Below are 17,688 nucleotides of genomic sequence, written 5' to 3'. Positions count from 1 at the left end.
GCTAAACAAAGTATGAAAATAAAACCCGTACGAAATATTGTCCGGACGCGGTTTTTGGAGCAAAACAAAAGAATGTGTGATGATTCAGGATGATTCTTTCACGACTCTTTTGTATTTTTTTTGGTCTAAAACAGGAAAAACACTTGCTTTTTAAAGGATCGTTAACAATTGTAACGAAACTGTAATATGAAAATGTGAGGGCTGAACCTGGATTTTAAGGGCTGAATAATTGTTCCTGATTATGACGACTAGTGATTAATTATGAGGGGTGAAGAGGTTGGCAGGCCAAGATGTGAAATACGGCAAGCACCGTACACGTAGAAGTTACTCACGAATTAAAGAAGTATTGGAATTACCGAACCTAATCGAAATTCAGACAAACTCTTATGACTGGTTTCTTGAAGAAGGATTGAGAGACATGTTCAAGGACATTTCTCCTATTGAAGACTTTTCAGGTAATCTGTCACTTGAATTTACAGACTATCAGTTGCAGGAACCTAAATATTCAGTAGATGAAGCGAGACAGCATGATTCTAACTATTCAGCACCACTGTACGTCAAGCTGCGCCTGATCAATAAAGAAACAGGCGAAGTAAAAGAGCAGGAAGTATTCTTCGGAGACTTCCCACTGATGACCCAACAGGGAACATTCATCATCAACGGAGCGGAACGTGTTATCGTTTCTCAGCTAGTCCGTTCACCTGGCGTTTATTTCAGCCCTAAAGTTGAAAAGAACGGCATGGAAGGATTCGGATCTACTGTCATTCCTAACCGTGGCGCATGGCTAGAGTATGAAACGGATTCTAAAGGCTTGTCCAATGTCCGTATCGACCGTACCCGTAAAATCCCTCTAAGTGTACTTGTTCGTGCACTGGGATTCGGATCGGATGATGAAATTCTGGATATTTTCGGCTCGAACGAAAGTCTGGTAGCTACTCTAGAAAAAGATATTCACAAAAACACTGCGGATTCCCGAGTGGAAGAAGCACTGAAAGATGTTTACGAACGTCTACGTCCGGGCGAGCCTAAAACGGCTGACTCTTCAAGAAGTCTTCTGACTACACGCTTCTTCGATCCTAAGCGTTATGACCTTGCGCGCGTCGGACGCTATAAAATGAACAAGAAACTGGATCTTAAAATCCGCCTGATGGGTCTGACATTGGCTGAATCACTGGTTGACAGTGAAACAGGCGAACTGCTGGCTAAAGAAGGTACACTGATCAACCGTGAAGTTATGAACCAGCTCGGACCACATCTGGATAACGGACTGAACGTAGTGACGCTTTATCCATCCGATGAAGGTGTCGTGCCTGAACCGATCGATCTTCAGATCGTTAAAGTCTACTCTCCGAATGACAATGACCGTGTTGTCAATGTCATAGGAAATGCGAATCCTGACCGTGAAGTGAAATACATTCTTCCGGCGGACATGATTGCATCCATGAGTTACTTCTTCAACTTACAGGAAGGTATCGGTGAAACAGACGACATCGATCACCTAGGAAATAGACGTATCCGTTCAGTTGGTGAACTGCTTCAGAATCAGTTCCGTATCGGTCTGTCTCGTATGGAACGTGTGGTTCGTGAGCGTATGTCCATTCAGGACACATCTACGACAACACCACAGCAACTGGTCAACATTCGTCCGGTTGTAGCGTCCATCAAAGAGTTCTTCGGATCTTCACAGCTGTCTCAGTTCATGGATCAGACGAACCCGCTTGGCGAGCTGACACACAAAAGACGTCTGTCTGCGTTAGGACCTGGTGGACTGACGCGTGACCGTGCCGGATATGAAGTCCGAGATGTTCACTACTCCCACTATGGACGTATGTGCCCGATCGAAACACCTGAGGGACCAAACATCGGGCTGATCAACAGCTTGTCCACATACGCTAAGATCAACGAGTTCGGATTTATCGAAACACCTTACCGTCGAGTGGATAAAGAAACTGGACGCGTAACTGATGAAATCGACTATCTTACTGCAGACGAAGAGGATCTTTATGTTGTTGCTCAGGCCAATGCGCCGCTTAACGACGACGGATCATTCGTCAACGATCTGGTTCTGGCTCGTACGAAGAATAACAACGAAGAACTGGAAGCTTCTCTTGTCGACTACATGGACGTTTCACCTAAGCAGGTTGTCTCTGTTGCGACAGCAAGTATTCCATTCCTTGAAAACGATGACTCCAACCGTGCCCTGATGGGTGCAAACATGCAGCGTCAGGCTGTGCCTCTGATCGATCCGGAAGCACCGCTTGTCGGAACAGGAATCGAGCACATAGCAGCGCGTGACTCTGGAGCAGCAGTCATTGCAAGACATTCAGGTACTGTTGAATACGTTGATGCGAAGCAGATTCGTGTCAGACGTGAAGATGGTGCACTGGATAACTATTATGTAGCTAAATTTAAACGTTCTAATGCAGGAACATCCTACAACCAACGTTCACTGGTACGTCATGGTGAACAGGTTGACAAAGGAGATATTCTTGCGGACGGACCTTCTATGGAAAATGGTGAAATGGCGCTTGGACGCAATCCGCTGATTGCCTTCACGACATTCGACGGCTATAACTTTGAGGATGCGGTCATCATGAGTGAGCGCCTGGTCAAAGATGACGTCTATACATCGATCCATATTGAAGAGTATGAATCTGAAGCCCGCGATACGAAACTAGGCCCTGAAGAAATCACGCGTGAACTGCCTAACGTTGGCGACGACGCACTGAAAAATCTTGATGATCGTGGAATCATCAGAATTGGTGCAGAAGTCCATGATGGAGACATCCTTGTAGGTAAAGTCACACCAAAAGGGGTATCTGAGTTATCTGCGGAAGAAAAACTGTTACATGCGATCTTTGGAGAAAAAGCACGTGAAGTAAGAGATACATCACTAAGAGTGCCTCACGGTGGCGGAGGGATCGTTCACGACGTGAAGATCTTTACCCGTGAAGCTGGAGACGAACTATCTCCTGGCGTCAACTATCTTGTCCGTGTCTTTATCGTTCAGAAACGTAAGATCAACGTCGGAGATAAAATGGCCGGTCGTCACGGAAACAAGGGTGTTGTATCCCTGATCCTTCCAGAAGAAGACATGCCGTTCATGCCGGACGGGACACCTGTCGATATCATGCTTAACCCGCTTGGGGTACCATCACGTATGAACATCGGTCAGGTCATCGAACTGCACATGGGAATGGCCGCACGCAAGATGGGCATTCACATTGCAACGCCGGTATTTGACGGAGCGAATGAAGATGAAGTCTGGGAAACGATCAAAGAAGCCGGTATGGATGACGATGCCAAAACGGTACTGATCGATGGACGTACTGGTGAGCCGTTCGACAACAAGGTCTCTGTCGGAGTCATGTACTTCGTCAAGTTGGCCCACATGGTCGACGACAAACTGCATGCCCGTTCAACTGGACCATACTCTTTAGTTACGCAGCAGCCGCTTGGTGGTAAAGCCCAGTTCGGTGGACAGCGTTTCGGAGAGATGGAGGTATGGGCACTGGAAGCATACGGTGCGGCTTATACCCTTCAGGAAATCTTGACATACAAATCAGATGATGTTGTCGGACGTGTGAAAACGTACGAAGCCATCGTTAAAGGCGAAACCATTCCAAAACCTGGTGTACCGGAATCATTCCGAGTACTAGTCAAAGAGCTTCAGTCATTAGGACTGGATCTTAAAGTGCTGGACATCAACGAAGAAGCCATCGACCTTCAGGATTCGGATGAAGACGATGAATTCGGAAATGTCGATTCGCTTGAAAAGATGAAAAAAGAGCAGGACGAAAAGCGTGCTGAAGAAGCAAGACTGAAAGAACAGGAAAAAGCCCTTGCTGAGTCACAAGAGCAGGAGCAGGAGTAAGTCAGAAACACATTAAAAGATAGAAGTGAGAGGACAGAAGATGATACAGCATTCTTTCCTCTCCTTCATCTTTTCGCATGTAAGAGGAGCACTAGGGCAGCTCTATAATCTACTAAAGGGAGGTAGCCCCTTTGATCGATGTAAATAAATTTGAAAGTATACAAATAGGTCTGGCTTCGCCGGACAAGATCCGCAGCTGGTCTTACGGAGAAGTTAAGAAACCTGAAACAATCAATTACCGCACACTGAAACCTGAAAAAGACGGACTGTTCTGTGAAAGAATATTTGGACCGTCAAAAGATTATGAATGTTCATGCGGGAAATACAAACGTGTCCATTATAAAGGGATCGTCTGTGACCGTTGTGGCGTAGAAGTCACTAAATCTAAAGTTCGCCGTGAACGTATGGGTCACCTTGAACTGGCAGCACCGGTCACACATATCTGGTACTTTAAAGGAATCCCGAGTCGTATGGGACTTGTACTGGATATGTCGCCACGTGCGCTTGAAGAAATCATTTATTTCGCTTCATATGTTGTCACTGATGCCGGTGACACACCACTTGAGAAGAAACAGCTGATGACTGAACGCGAATACCGCGAACGCCGTGCACAGTACGGAAACAGTTTCCAGGCTGAAATCGGTGCGGAAGCGATCAAGACATTATTGAACGACGTAAATCTTGTGGAAGAAGTCGAAGAGCTGAAAGAACTGCTTCAGACGGCTACAGGACAAAAACGTACTCGTGCGATCCGTCGTCTGGATATTCTGGAAGCTTTCAGAAATTCAGGAAACGATCCGGCATGGATGGTCATGAACGTTGTACCAGTCATTCCACCTGAACTGCGTCCGATGGTTCAGCTAGAAGGTGGACGGTTTGCAACAAGTGACTTGAACGACTTGTACCGTCGTGTCATCAACCGTAACAACCGTCTGAAACGCCTTCTGGACCTGAATGCTCCGCATATCATCGTTCAGAATGAGAAACGTATGCTTCAGGAAGCTGTCGATGCACTAGTTGACAACGGCCGTCGCGGACGTGCAGTAACTGGACCGGGTAACCGCCCACTTAAATCTCTTTCTCATATGCTGAAAGGGAAACAGGGCCGTTTCCGTCAGAACTTGCTGGGTAAACGTGTCGACTATTCTGGTCGTTCCGTTATCGTTGTTGGACCAAGTCTGAAAATGTACCAGTGTGGCCTGCCTAAAGAAATGGCAATTGAGCTGTTCAAGCCTTTTGTTATGAGAGAGCTGGTCGCAAGAGAAATTGCAAACAACATCAAGAATGCGAAACGTAAAGTTGAACGCATGGACGAAGAAGTCTGGGCTGTACTTGAAGATGTCATCAGAGAACACCCTGTTCTTCTTAACCGGGCGCCTACGCTTCACCGTCTGGGTATCCAGGCTTTCGAACCTGTACTTGTTGAAGGAAAAGCAATTCGTCTTCACCCATTAGTGTGTGAAGCATACAACGCCGACTTCGATGGAGACCAGATGGCTGTTCACGTTCCATTAAGTGACGAAGCCCAGGCTGAAGCCCGTATTCTGATGCTTGGTGCTCAAAACATCCTGAACCCTAAAGATGGGAAACCCGTTGTAACACCTTCACAGGATATGGTACTGGGTAACTACTACCTGACTATGGAAGATGCGGGTAAAATTGGAGAAGGCATGATCTTCTCAAGTCAGTCTGAAGCAATTCAAGCATACCAGACCGGCTATGTTCATCTTCATTCAAGAGTAGCGATCCATGCATCTGCGCTGCCTGAAAAGCCGTTTACTGAATGGCAAAAGGACAAGTACTTGGTTACAACAGTCGGAAAACTGATTTTCAATGAAATCATGCCGAAAGAGTTCCCGTACTTGAATGAACCTTCTCAGGACAACCTGGAGAAACAGACTCCGGATAAATACTTTGTCCCTTATGGAACGGACATCAGAGAGCACATCAAGAATGCTGAACTCGTGTCACCGTTCAAGAAGAAAAACTTAAGTAACGTCATTGCTGAAGTCTTCAAACGATTCCAGGTCACTGAAACATCAAAAATGCTGGATAAAATGAAGAACCTTGGCTACAAACACTCAACTAAATCAGGAATCACTGTCGGAATCGCCGACATTTCTCACCTGGAAGAAAAAGGTGAGATCCTGGATCAGGCACACAAACAGGTGGACCGCATCAACGCGTCTCACCGTCGTGGTCTGATAACTGAAGAAGAGCGCTATACTGCAGTCATCGATGTCTGGACGAAAACAAAAGATACCATCCAGGAACACTTGATGCGCTCATTGGATAACCACAACAACATCTTCATGATGAGTGATTCCGGTGCCCGTGGTAACATCTCCAACTTTACCCAGCTTGCTGGAATGCGTGGACTGATGGCGGCTCCGAGTGGTCGTATCATGGAACTGCCAATCACATCAAACTTCCGTGAAGGGCTGTCCGTTCTCGAGATGTTCATCTCTACACACGGTGCCCGTAAAGGAATGACCGATACGGCGCTTAAGACAGCTGACTCCGGTTACCTGACTCGTCGTCTGGTAGATGTAGCTCAAGACGTCATTATCCGTGAAGAAGACTGTGGCACGAAACGTGGATTGGACGCTGAAACACTGAAAGACGGCAACGAAGAAATCGAGCCGCTTGAAGAACGTATCATCGGACGTTATGCACGTAAGACAGTGAGACATCCGGAAACAGATGCCGTACTCGTTAAAGAAAATGATCTGATCACTGAAGATATCGCTAAAGTAATCATCGAATCAGGAATTGAAAAAGTAACAATCCGTTCCGTCTTTACATGTAACACTAATCATGGGGTATGTAAGAAATGTTACGGACGCAACCTGGCAACTGGCCGTGAAGTCGAAGTAGGAGAAGCAGTTGGTACAATTGCTGCTCAATCTATCGGTGAACCGGGTACTCAGCTGACCATGCGTACGTTCCACACAGGTGGTGTTGCCGGAGACGATATCACTCAGGGTCTCCCTCGTGTTCAGGAAATCTTTGAAGCAAGAAACCCTAAAGGTCTTGCAACAATCACTGAAGTAACTGGGGAAGTCGTGTCTATAGAAGAAAACCCTAGCGAAAGAACTAAAGAAGTGACGGTTAAGGGTGCAACAGATACCCGCAGCTACACTCTGGCTATCAATGCCCGCCTCCGAGTGAAAGTCGGCAGCTTCATCGAACGTGGGGATGCATTGAGTGAAGGATCAATCGAACCTAAACAGCTCCTTGCAGTAAGTAACGTCATTAAGCTTCAGAACTACATGCTTAAAGAAGTACAGTACGCTTACCGCAGTCAAGGGGTTGAAATCGGTGATAAGCACATCGAGGTAATGGTTAGACAGATGCTTCAGAAAGTTAGAGTGATGGATCCAGGTGATACAAGCATCCTGCCAGGTAGCCTGGTAGATGTAGCGGACTTCAAGGAAGCCAACAGATCAACCTTATTATCTGGTGGACTTCCAGCAACAGCACGCCCAGTTCTTCTGGGTATCACCAAAGCGTCACTTGAAACAAACAGTTTCTTATCTGCTGCATCATTCCAGGAAACAACGCGTGTCCTGACCGATGCTGCTATAAGAGGTAAGAACGATAAATTGATTGGTCTGAAGGAAAATGTCATCATTGGTAAATCTATTCCAGCCGGAACAGGTATGAAGGTTTACAACGACATGAAACCTAAAGAAGTAGGCGTCGTCAGCGAAAATGTCTATAGCATTAATGAAGACGTTCAACCTGCAGATCAGACTACAACAGAGTAATTAAACCGGAAGGAAGTCGGGGCAGCTTCGGGCTGCTCTGATATACCTTTTGGGTAAATAAATTAATTTCCAACAGGTTGTTGACATAACCGCCCCTGCGTGGTACTATGCTATAGGTGCTTTTGTGTTCCGATTCTTGTGCTGGAGTGATCTGGCCTGATTGAGTTAACAGTCGTGCTGACTGGTACGCAAGAGACAAAAACAAGCCATATATCAAGAAGGTTTCTGGCAATGGAAGGCCGTCGCATTAAGCGATTATTCTTTTTTGCCCAAAAAGGAACCGCCTGGATGTGTGGACCTAGAAAAGCAAGTATAACACAGTAAAAATGGAAGGAGGAAACACAATATGCCTACAATGAATCAACTGATCCGTAAGCCTCGTAAATCTAAAACAAGTAAATCAGAGTCACCTGCGTTGAATAGAGGGTACAACACTCAAAAACGCAAACAGACGACAGTATACTCTCCACAAAAACGTGGTGTTTGTACTCGTGTGGGAACAATGACTCCTAAAAAACCTAACTCAGCTTTACGTAAATATGCTCGTGTACGTCTATCTAACATGATCGAAGTAACAGCATACATCCCAGGTGAAGGTCACAACCTTCAGGAACACAGCGTGGTACTTATCCGTGGAGGTCGAGTAAAAGACTTACCGGGTGTACGTTATCACATCGTTCGTGGAGCGCTTGATACTGCCGGAGTAACAGACCGTAAACAAGGTCGTTCTAAATACGGAACTAAGCGTCCTAAATAAGTAAAATAAAAGTGGAGTGAGGCGTACAGGTCTACCCGACATCCGCCCAAAATATTATAGCGAGCAAGCCAAAGGCTGCACAGCGAATGTTTTGGGTGAATGGAGCGGAGAGCTGCCGAACGAAACTGGATAAATAAAAGTGGAGTGAGGCGTTAAGCTCAGCCTGACATCCACCTAGAAAATAGCAATAGATGAAGGTCGCATAAGCCTTGCTTATCGACATAACTAATCTGTAAACGGCTAAAGCCGAAACAGCTTCGTCAAGCAAGTCGAAGACTGCACAGCGAATTTTCAAGGTGAATGGCACGGGGAGTTGCCGAACGAAACTGGATAAATAAAAGTGGAGTGAGGCGTTAAGCTCAGCTTCATAAAATAACTCGAAATTAATATTCCCGAAAGGAGGAATTTGAATGCCTCGTAAAGGTCCTGTAGCAAAACGTGATGTATTACCAGATCCAATGTACAACTCTAAACTGGTTTCCCGTCTGATCAACCGTTTGATGGTTGACGGTAAGCGTGGAAAAGCATCAACGATTTTGTATGATGCATTTGATCAGATTAAAGAAACAACAGGAAATGATCCTATGGAAGTGTATGAACAAGCACTGAAAAATATCATGCCTGTATTAGAAGTTAAAGCTCGTCGTGTAGGAGGGTCTAACTACCAGGTTCCTGTAGAAGTACGTCCTGATCGTCGTACGACTCTGGCACTTCGATGGTTAGTAAACTATGCTCGTCTACGTGGAGAAAACACCATGGAAGACAGACTGGCTAAAGAAATCATGGATGCAGCAAACAACACTGGTGCTGCTGTCCGTAAACGTGAAGAAACTCACCGTATGGCAGAAGCGAACAAAGCGTTTGCTCACTACCGCTGGTAAGATAACCAGAGCAGTCTTCGGTCGCATGGAGTCGATTCGTGCGACGGAAAAACTCTGTATCTTCATTGACAGTTATCCGAGGATCATGTCAGAATGATCCAAAATTATTAAAGAGAGGTGTAATGATTAGTGGCCAAAAGAGAATTTCCTCTAAAGAGAACCCGTAATATCGGAATCATGGCGCACATCGATGCTGGTAAAACAACCACGACTGAGCGTATCCTTTATTACACTGGCCGAATCCACAAGATCGGTGAAACGCACGAAGGTGCTTCACAGATGGACTGGATGGAGCAGGAGCAGGAGCGTGGAATCACAATCACTTCCGCTGCAACAACTGCTCAGTGGAAAAACCACCGTGTAAACATCATCGACACTCCTGGACACGTGGACTTTACCGTTGAGGTAGAACGTTCACTACGTGTACTTGATGGAGCGGTTGCTGTACTGGATGCACAATCAGGTGTTGAACCACAAACAGAAACAGTATGGCGTCAGGCAACTACTTACGGCGTACCTCGTGTTGTTTTTGTAAACAAAATGGACAAACTGGGAGCTGACTTCCTGCACGCGAATGAAACCCTTCATGACCGTCTACAGGCTAACGCTCACCCAATCCAACTACCGATCGGTGCTGAAGATGACTTCAAAGGTATCATCGATCTAGTTAAAATGAAAGCATTCATGTACGGTAACGACCTTGGAACTGAAATAACTGAAGAAGATATTCCAGCTGACATGGTTGAACTGGCTGAAGAATGGCGTACTAAACTAGTTGAAGCTGTTGCTGATCTAGATGAAGAGATGATGATGCGTTACCTTGAAGGAGAAGAAATCTCTGAAGAGCAATTAAAAGAAGGTATTCGTAAAGCAACTCTAAGCGTTGAATTCTATCCAGTACTAGTTGGGTCTGCTTTCAAAAACAAAGGGGTTCAGTTACTTCTGGACGCTGTAGTAGATTACCTGCCTTCTCCACTTGATGTACGTGCCATTGTTGGTCACAAACAAGGAGATGAGACTGCAGAAGTCAAAGTAGAAGCTGGCGATGATCAGCCGTTTTCTGCATTGGCATTTAAAGTTATGACTGACCCATATGTTGGTCGTCTGACTTTCTTCCGTGTCTACTCAGGTACTCTTGAATCTGGATCTTATATCCTGAATGCGACGAAAGATTCTCGTGAACGTGTGGGACGTATCCTTCAAATGCACGCGAACTCTCGTGAAGAGATTTCAGAAGTATTCTCTGGAGATATCGCTGCTGCTGTTGGTCTTAAAGATACAACAACTGGGGATACACTATGTGACCTTGAGAATCCGGTAATCCTTGAATCAATGGAATTCCCTGAACCAGTTATCCAAGTTGCTATTGAGCCTAAATCAAAAGCTGACCAGGATAAAATGGGTCTTGCACTACAGAAACTAGCTGAAGAAGATCCAACTTTCCGTGCTGAAACGGATCACGAAACAGGCGAAACGATTATTTCCGGTATGGGAGAACTTCACCTGGACGTTATCGTTGACCGTATGAAGCGTGAATTCAAAGTTGAAGCCAACGTTGGAGCGCCTCAGGTTTCTTACCGTGAAACATTCACTAAACAAGTACAAGCAGAAGGTAAATTTGTTCGTCAGTCTGGTGGTAAAGGACAGTTCGGTCACGTATGGATCGAGTTCACACCAAACGAAGAAGGCGCAGGTTTCGAATTTGAAGATGCTATCGTTGGTGGGGTTGTTCCACGTGAATACATTCCTGCAGTTAAAGCTGGTCTTGAAGCATCACTGGAAAACGGTGTTCTTGCTGGATACCCTCTAGTTGACGTTAAAGCTAAACTTTACGATGGATCTTACCACGATGTCGACTCAAACGAGACTGCATTTAAAGTTGCTGCATCACTGGCACTTAAAAATGCTGCTCAAAAAGCAGGCGCAGTTATTCTTGAGCCAATGATGGCTGTTGAAATCACTGTACCTGAAGATTATATGGGAGACATCATGGGTCACATTTCTGCTCGTCGCGGAAATATCGAAGGATCTGAACAGCGTGGAAACGCAACTGTTGTTAAAGGACAGATCCCGCTAGCTGAGATGTTCGGATACGCAACAACGCTACGTTCTGCTACTCAAGGACGTGGAACATTCACAATGCAGTTCGATCACTACGAACAAGTGCCTAAGAGCATTGCTGAAGAAATCATCAAGAAAAACGGTGGAGAAGCTTAATCAGCTCTTTCTGAGACAGACGCTACTATCCAGTCAAGTAAATACTGGACAGGAGGTCTGATCTGCCAAATCGATTGATTTTATACCGGCCTACCGGTATAATTAACTAGAGTAAATAGGAAAAGAAAATACTATTTTCTATTTTAAAAAAAGAAGATAATCCTAAGGAGGAAATGTTTAAAATGGCTAAACAAAAATTTGACCGTACGAAGCAACACATGAACATTGGTACAATCGGACACGTTGACCACGGTAAAACAACTCTAACTGCTGCTATTACTACTGTACTATCTAAAAAAGGATACGCAGAAGCTCAAGCATATGATTCAATTGATGGTGCTGCAGAAGAAAAAGAACGTGGAATCACAATTTCTACTTCTCACGTTGAGTATGAAACTGATACTCGTCACTATGCACACGTTGACTGCCCAGGACACGCAGACTACGTTAAAAACATGATCACTGGTGCTGCTCAAATGGACGGAGCTATCTTGGTAGTTTCTGCTGCTGACGGACCAATGCCTCAAACTCGTGAGCACATTCTGCTTTCACGTCAGGTTGGAGTTCCTTACATCGTTGTATTCCTGAACAAAGTTGACATGGTCGACGATGAAGAATTACTAGAATTAGTAGAAATGGAAGTTCGTGACCTACTAAGCGAATACGACTTCCCAGGCGACGACATTCCTGTAGTTGCTGGTTCTGCTCTTAAAGCTCTTGAAGGCGACGAAGCTTACGAAGAGAAAATCCTTGAACTTATGGACGCTGTAGATGACTACATCCCTGCTCCAGAACGTGACTCTGCTAAACCATTCATGATGCCAGTTGAGGACGTATTCTCAATCACTGGTCGTGGTACGGTTGCAACTGGTCGTGTTGAAACTGGTGAAGTTCGCGTCGGTGACGAAGTTGAAGTTATCGGAATTAAAGACACTGCTAAAACAACTGTTACAGGTGTTGAAATGTTCCGTAAATTACTAGACTACGCTGAAGCTGGAGACAACATCGGTGCGTTACTACGTGGTATGTCACGTGACGATATCGAGCGTGGACAAGTTTTAGCTAAACCTGGTTCAATTACTCCGCATACTAAATTTGATGCAGAAGTATATGTTCTTTCAAAAGAAGAGGGTGGACGTCACACTCCATTCTTCACTAACTACCGCCCACAGTTCTTCTTCCGTACAACAGACGTAACTGGTGTTGTTGAACTTCCAGAAGGAACTGAAATGGTTATGCCTGGCGATAACACTAACATGAGCGTTTCTCTAATCGCCCCAATCGCTGTTGAAGATGGTACTAAATTCACTATCCGTGAAGGTGGACGTACTGTTGGAGCTGGCGTTGTAACTAAAATTGTTGAATAATATTTTTCAATGAGCTAGTTCAAGAGAGCTTAGAAGATTTTTCTTCTAAGCTCTCTTTTTTTTGCCTTTAAATACTATATTGCAGAAATAGTTAAAGAAGTTCAGATTTTAAGGCAATCTCGGGTGGTCGAAATGACAAACATGATGAGCTCCGGAGCAAATGAGATAGAACCGGAACTCAAACGGAAAATGGACCTGAGTTAAGGAGCAATCGAGATAGAACCGGAACTCAAATGTGAAATGGATCTGAGTTAAGGAGCAATCGAGATAGAACCGGAACTCAAACGGGAAAAGCATCTGAGCTAAGGAGCAATCGAGCCAGGACAGACACTCGGGAAGAAATAGCCGGTGGACAATGCTGGAACCGAGGCAGTACCATGCATTATGTAAAAGAAAAAGCCGAGATTATCGGCTTTTATCATCATAACTGTTCATAGAGGATGTTTTCGTCCCGCGAAAACAGTCTTCATAAATTAAAGAAAAGGCCGACCGTCTGCCCGGGCTCCCATTTTAATTTGAAGCGGAACAGGTTAAGAACGCCTGAGCAGGAACGTTCCACAGTGATCCATTCTTGTTTCACTATCGTTTTAAAGAGACTAGCCGATATCTTCCAACTGAATATCACCAATACAGTACTGGCCAGAACAAAGAATATACCAGAGAGATGCGGGGGGACTGAAAAAAATGATTAGAAATCAGTTTCTTCAATATAAGATTCAAGTCTGGTGAGGGGAATCTAAGTTAAACGTTGCGGAGGTTTTCTAAAAGTGCCAAGCCTCTCTAAAATCCTAATCCCACCAGAACTACCGAAGATCACTCTATACTAAATAAGAAGCGAAAGAAATAAAAGAAGAACATTAGCTTGAAGCAGCATGCAGCTCAAATGTGGCAGAATAGTGAAACCTGATGAAAAAGGCTGAAATGTGCGAGTGAAAAAGGGTGCAGGGAGTGGCAGGAACCCTTATAATACAAGAAGTGTTGTTTAATACAGGACAGACTGAAAAAACTGGGAATAAATCAATAAAAAGCTTGAAAACACTTGATTCTAGTCCGTGTTGTCTGTATACTTGTATAGGTGTCTGTGAGAGACGTTTATTTCGGCGGGATCTATTGAACCTGTGTATAAATAGAAATCGCTGGTAGGCATCAATCATAGAACCGCGGCTAGGAAGCGAGAGGTTACGACACACCCGGATGCATTGCCATGGAGGGTGGCCGAAAATTTTCGTGGAGCTAGGTTTATTTCTTAAATAAGCGAAGGAGGGAAAAACATGGCAAATCAAAAAATTCGTATTCGTCTAAAAGCTTACGAGCATCGAGTACTTGATCAATCAGCTGACAAAATCGTGGAAACGGCAAAAAGAACTGGGGCAAACGTATCTGGTCCAATCCCATTGCCAACTGAACGTAAATTGTACACAATCATCCGTTCACCACATAAATACAAAGATTCACGTGAGCAGTTTGAAATGCGTACACACAAACGTCTTGTGGATATCTTGAATCCAACACCAAAGACAGTTGATGCGTTGACTAAACTTGACTTACCGTCAGGCGTAGACATCGAAATCAAATTATAATTAATCAGCAACACAACTTAAACTATAAAAAACTAACATAACGGAGGTGTACTCATGACCAAGGGAATCTTAGGAAAAAAAGTCGGAATGACTCAAATCTTCAGCGAATCAGGTGAATTAGTACCTGTAACAGTTGTTGAAGTGAAACCTAACGTTGTACTGCAGGTTAAAACTGTTGAAACAGACGGTTATAACTCAGTTCAGTTAGGAATCGAAGATAAACGTGAAGTTTTATCTAACAAACCGGCACAAGGTCATGTTAAAAAAGCTAACACGGCTCCTAAGCGCTTCATTCGAGAATTCAGAGATGCAGAGCTAGGTGACGTAGAAGTTGGAAACGAAGTATTAGTAGACACATTTGCAGAAGGCGATATCGTCGATGTAACAGGAACGTCTAAAGGTAAAGGATTCCAGGGTGTTATCAAACGTCACGGCCAAAGCCGCGGACCTGAAACGCACGGTTCTCGTTACCACCGTCGTCCTGGATCAATGGGTATGGCTACTCACCCTGCAAGAGTATTCAAAGGCAAAAAACTAGCTGGACGTATGGGTGGCGACCGTGTCACTGTACAGAATCTGGAAATCGTTCGTGTTGATACTGAACGCAACGTTTTACTGATCAAAGGTAATGTACCTGGAGCTAAAAAATCACTTGTACAAATTAGAACTGCAGAAAAAGCAGACAAGTAATATCAGGAAGGGAGGACTAGCAGAATGCCAACTGTAACGTTATTTAAACAAGACGGAACGCAAAATGGCGATGTAACATTAAATGATGCAATCTTTGGTATCGAACCAAACGAAAGTGTCGTTTTTGATGCGATCACTATGCAGCGTGCGTCATTAAGACAAGGAACACATGCAGTAAAAAACCGTAGCGCAGTGCGCGGCGGAGGACGCAAACCATGGCGTCAGAAAGGGACTGGACGAGCTCGTCAAGGCTCAATCCGTTCACCACAATGGCGTGGAGGAGGTACCGTATTCGGACCTACACCTCGTTCATACAGCTACAAGCTACCTAAGAAAGTTCGTCGCCTAGCGATCAAATCTGTTCTTTCTACTAAAGTAATAGATGAAGAAATCGTAATCGTAGACGGACTGAACTTCGATGCACCAAAAACAAAAGAGTTCAGAGCGGTACTCAATAACCTTGATGTCAACAGAAAAGCTCTGGTTGTCTTAGAGGATGACAATGAATTCGCAAAACTTTCTGCACGCAACATTCCAGGAGTTAAAGTTGTAGCTCCTAACAATGTATCAGTGCTAGATGTTGTTGCGCATGACAAACTCATCTTGACGAAGGCTGCTCTGGAAAAAGTAGAGGAGGCTCTTCAATAATGAATGCACGTGACGTAATCTTACGCCCGATCATCACTGAAGCTTCTATGTATGCTATGGACGAAAAAAAGTATACCTTCGAAGTTGATGTTCGTGCTAAAAAACCAACAATCAAAAAAGCTGTTGAAGAAATTTTCGATGTAAAAGTTGATAAAGTAAACGTAATAAACACTGCGCCTAAACCTAAGCGCATGGGACGTTATGAAGGATATACTAAAAAACGTCGTAAAGCGATCGTTACCTTATCTGCTGATTCGAATGACATTGCATTGTTCGGAGACGAAGAATAATAATAATTGAAATTTAAATGCTATTCACGAAACTAGTTTAACAAGGAGGGGAATCACGTGGCGATTAAGAAATATAAACCAACCACAAACGGACGTCGTAACATGACTGGGTCAGATTTTGCTGAAATCACAACAAGCACACCAGAAAAAAGCTTGCTGAGACCAAACCCAAAACGTGCTGGACGTAACAACGCTGGTAAAATCACTGTCCGTCATCAAGGCGGAGGCCACAAGCATAAATACCGTGTGATCGACTTCAAACGTCAGAAAGATGGCGTTCGCGGTATCGTTAAAACGATTGAATATGATCCAAACCGTTCTGCTAACATCTCATTGATCCAATATGAGGATGGAACAAAAACATACATTCTTGCACCTAAAGGACTTAAAGTAGGAACAGACATCTACTCTGGCGTAGATGCAGACATCCAAGTAGGTAATGCACTGCCATTGGCAAACATTCCTGTTGGTACGTTCGTACACAACGTTGAGTTAAAACCTGGTAAAGGCGGACAGCTTGTTCGTTCAGCTGGTACTTCTGCTCAAGTTCTTGGTAAAGAAGGTAAATACGCACTGGTTCGTTTAAGCTCTGGTGAAAGCCGTCTGATCCTTCAAAGCTGCCGTGCAACAATCGGTACTGTAGGAAACGAACAGCATGAACTAATCAACATTGGTAAAGCTGGACGCAGCCGCTGGTTAGGCAAACGCCCAACTGTCCGTGGATCTGTAATGAACCCGAACGATCACCCACACGGTGGTGGTGAAGGTAAAGCACCAATCGGACGTCCAAGTCCAATGTCACCTTGGGGTAAACCTACTCTTGGTAAGAAAACCCGTAAAGGTAAGAACCGTTCAGATAAACTTATCGTTCGTCGTCGTAAAGCTAAAAAATAAACGATAACGGACTGACTGAAAAACGCAACGATTATAAGGGGAAGAACCCCAAAAGGAGGGCAATACATGAGCCGTAGTTTGAAAAAGGGACCTTTCGTCGATGATCATCTGATGAAAAAAGTTCGCGAAATGGATGACGATAACAAACGTGTCATTAAAACATGGTCACGTCGCTCAACAATCTTTCCGAACTTTGTAGGTCATACCATTGCCGTATATGATGGAAGAAAACACGTGCCCGTCTATGTTCAAGAAGACATGGTAGGACACAAACTAGGTGAATTTGCACCAACAAGAACGTACCGCGGACACGGAAAAGACGACCGCACGACTAAACGTTAATAGCGAAGGGAGGATACATTCATGGCAGAAACAGTAACAGCAGCAAAAGCAACAGCTCGCATGGTACGCATTGCACCACGTAAAGCACGTCTGGTCGTTGACACCATTAGAGGAAAAAGTGCTGCAGAAGCTATTTCTATCCTTCGCTTCACTAACAGAGGAGCAGCGGAAGCGGTAGAAAAAGTCTTGATGTCAGCAATTGCAAATGCTGAACACAACTACGATATGGATATCGAAGAATTAGTCGTAAGTGAAGCCTATGTCAATGAAGGAGCAACCCTAAAAAGGTTCCGCCCTCGTGCAAAAGGTGCAGCTTCAAGAATCAACAAAAGAACAAGCCACATTACAGTAGTGGTATCAGAGAAGAAGGAGGGGTAA

Annotated in this window: 13 protein-coding genes; all 13 read left to right on the top strand. The window is 44.5% G+C overall.

Translation table 11 applies throughout. The features are described 5' to 3' along the window. The first annotated feature begins 268 nt into the window (after window positions 1-268). A complete protein-coding gene (rpoB, locus tag BLR76_RS03115) occupies window positions 269-3,874 on the top strand; it encodes a DNA-directed RNA polymerase subunit beta (protein ID WP_176759591.1) in 3,606 nt (1,201 codons plus the stop codon). A gap of 131 nt (window positions 3,875-4,005) precedes the next feature. Then, entirely contained in the window at window positions 4,006-7,644 is a 3,639-nt protein-coding gene (gene rpoC, locus BLR76_RS03110; RefSeq protein ID WP_091265312.1) for a DNA-directed RNA polymerase subunit beta', read from the top strand. Window positions 7,645-7,990: 346 nt separating this feature from the next. Then, on the top strand, window positions 7,991-8,401 hold the full coding sequence (gene rpsL / locus BLR76_RS03105) for a 30S ribosomal protein S12 (protein ID WP_034299852.1): 411 nt from the start codon (window positions 7,991-7,993) through the stop codon (window positions 8,399-8,401). Window positions 8,402-8,811: 410 nt separating this feature from the next. After that, window positions 8,812-9,282: a 30S ribosomal protein S7 gene (gene rpsG / locus BLR76_RS03100; protein ID WP_091265310.1), complete on the top strand. Its 471-nt coding sequence runs from the start codon at window positions 8,812-8,814 to the stop codon at window positions 9,280-9,282. A gap of 129 nt (window positions 9,283-9,411) precedes the next feature. Continuing rightward, on the top strand, window positions 9,412-11,499 hold the full coding sequence (fusA, locus tag BLR76_RS03095) for an elongation factor G (protein ID WP_091265309.1): 2,088 nt from the start codon (window positions 9,412-9,414) through the stop codon (window positions 11,497-11,499). 182 nt (window positions 11,500-11,681) lie between these two features. Then, window positions 11,682-12,866, top strand: a complete 1,185-nt coding sequence (gene tuf, locus BLR76_RS03090; RefSeq protein WP_091265308.1) for an elongation factor Tu — start codon at window positions 11,682-11,684, stop codon at window positions 12,864-12,866. Between the two features lie 1,271 nt (window positions 12,867-14,137). Then, on the top strand, window positions 14,138-14,446 hold the full coding sequence (gene rpsJ / locus BLR76_RS03085; RefSeq protein ID WP_091265307.1) for a 30S ribosomal protein S10: 309 nt from the start codon (window positions 14,138-14,140) through the stop codon (window positions 14,444-14,446). A gap of 54 nt (window positions 14,447-14,500) precedes the next feature. Then, window positions 14,501-15,136, top strand: coding sequence for a 50S ribosomal protein L3 (gene rplC / locus BLR76_RS03080; protein WP_091265305.1), 636 nt, complete (start codon window positions 14,501-14,503; stop codon window positions 15,134-15,136). Between the two features lie 24 nt (window positions 15,137-15,160). Then, window positions 15,161-15,784 carry a 50S ribosomal protein L4 gene (gene rplD / locus BLR76_RS03075; RefSeq protein WP_091265303.1) on the top strand — a complete coding sequence of 208 codons (624 nt, stop codon included), beginning with the start codon at window positions 15,161-15,163 and terminating at the stop codon, window positions 15,782-15,784. Next, a complete protein-coding gene (gene rplW, locus BLR76_RS03070; RefSeq protein ID WP_091265301.1) occupies window positions 15,784-16,074 on the top strand; it encodes a 50S ribosomal protein L23 in 291 nt (96 codons plus the stop codon). The genes rplD and rplW overlap by 1 nt, the downstream gene beginning before the upstream one ends. Before the next feature lie 57 nt (window positions 16,075-16,131). Continuing rightward, a complete protein-coding gene (gene rplB / locus BLR76_RS03065) occupies window positions 16,132-16,968 on the top strand; it encodes a 50S ribosomal protein L2 (protein ID WP_091265299.1) in 837 nt (278 codons plus the stop codon). 66 nt (window positions 16,969-17,034) lie between these two features. After that, window positions 17,035-17,310 (top strand): 30S ribosomal protein S19, encoded by a 276-nt coding sequence (rpsS, locus tag BLR76_RS03060; RefSeq protein ID WP_091265296.1) that lies wholly within the window; start codon window positions 17,035-17,037, stop codon window positions 17,308-17,310. 21 nt (window positions 17,311-17,331) lie between these two features. After that, complete coding sequence (rplV, locus tag BLR76_RS03055) at window positions 17,332-17,688, top strand: 50S ribosomal protein L22 (RefSeq protein WP_091265293.1); 357 nt, start codon at window positions 17,332-17,334, stop codon at window positions 17,686-17,688.

It is taken from the genome of Alkalibacterium thalassium (assembly GCF_900101165.1).
Classification (GTDB): Bacteria; Bacillota; Bacilli; order Lactobacillales; family Carnobacteriaceae_A; genus Alkalibacterium; species Alkalibacterium indicireducens.
This window is presented reverse-complemented; position numbering and strand designations above follow the sequence as displayed.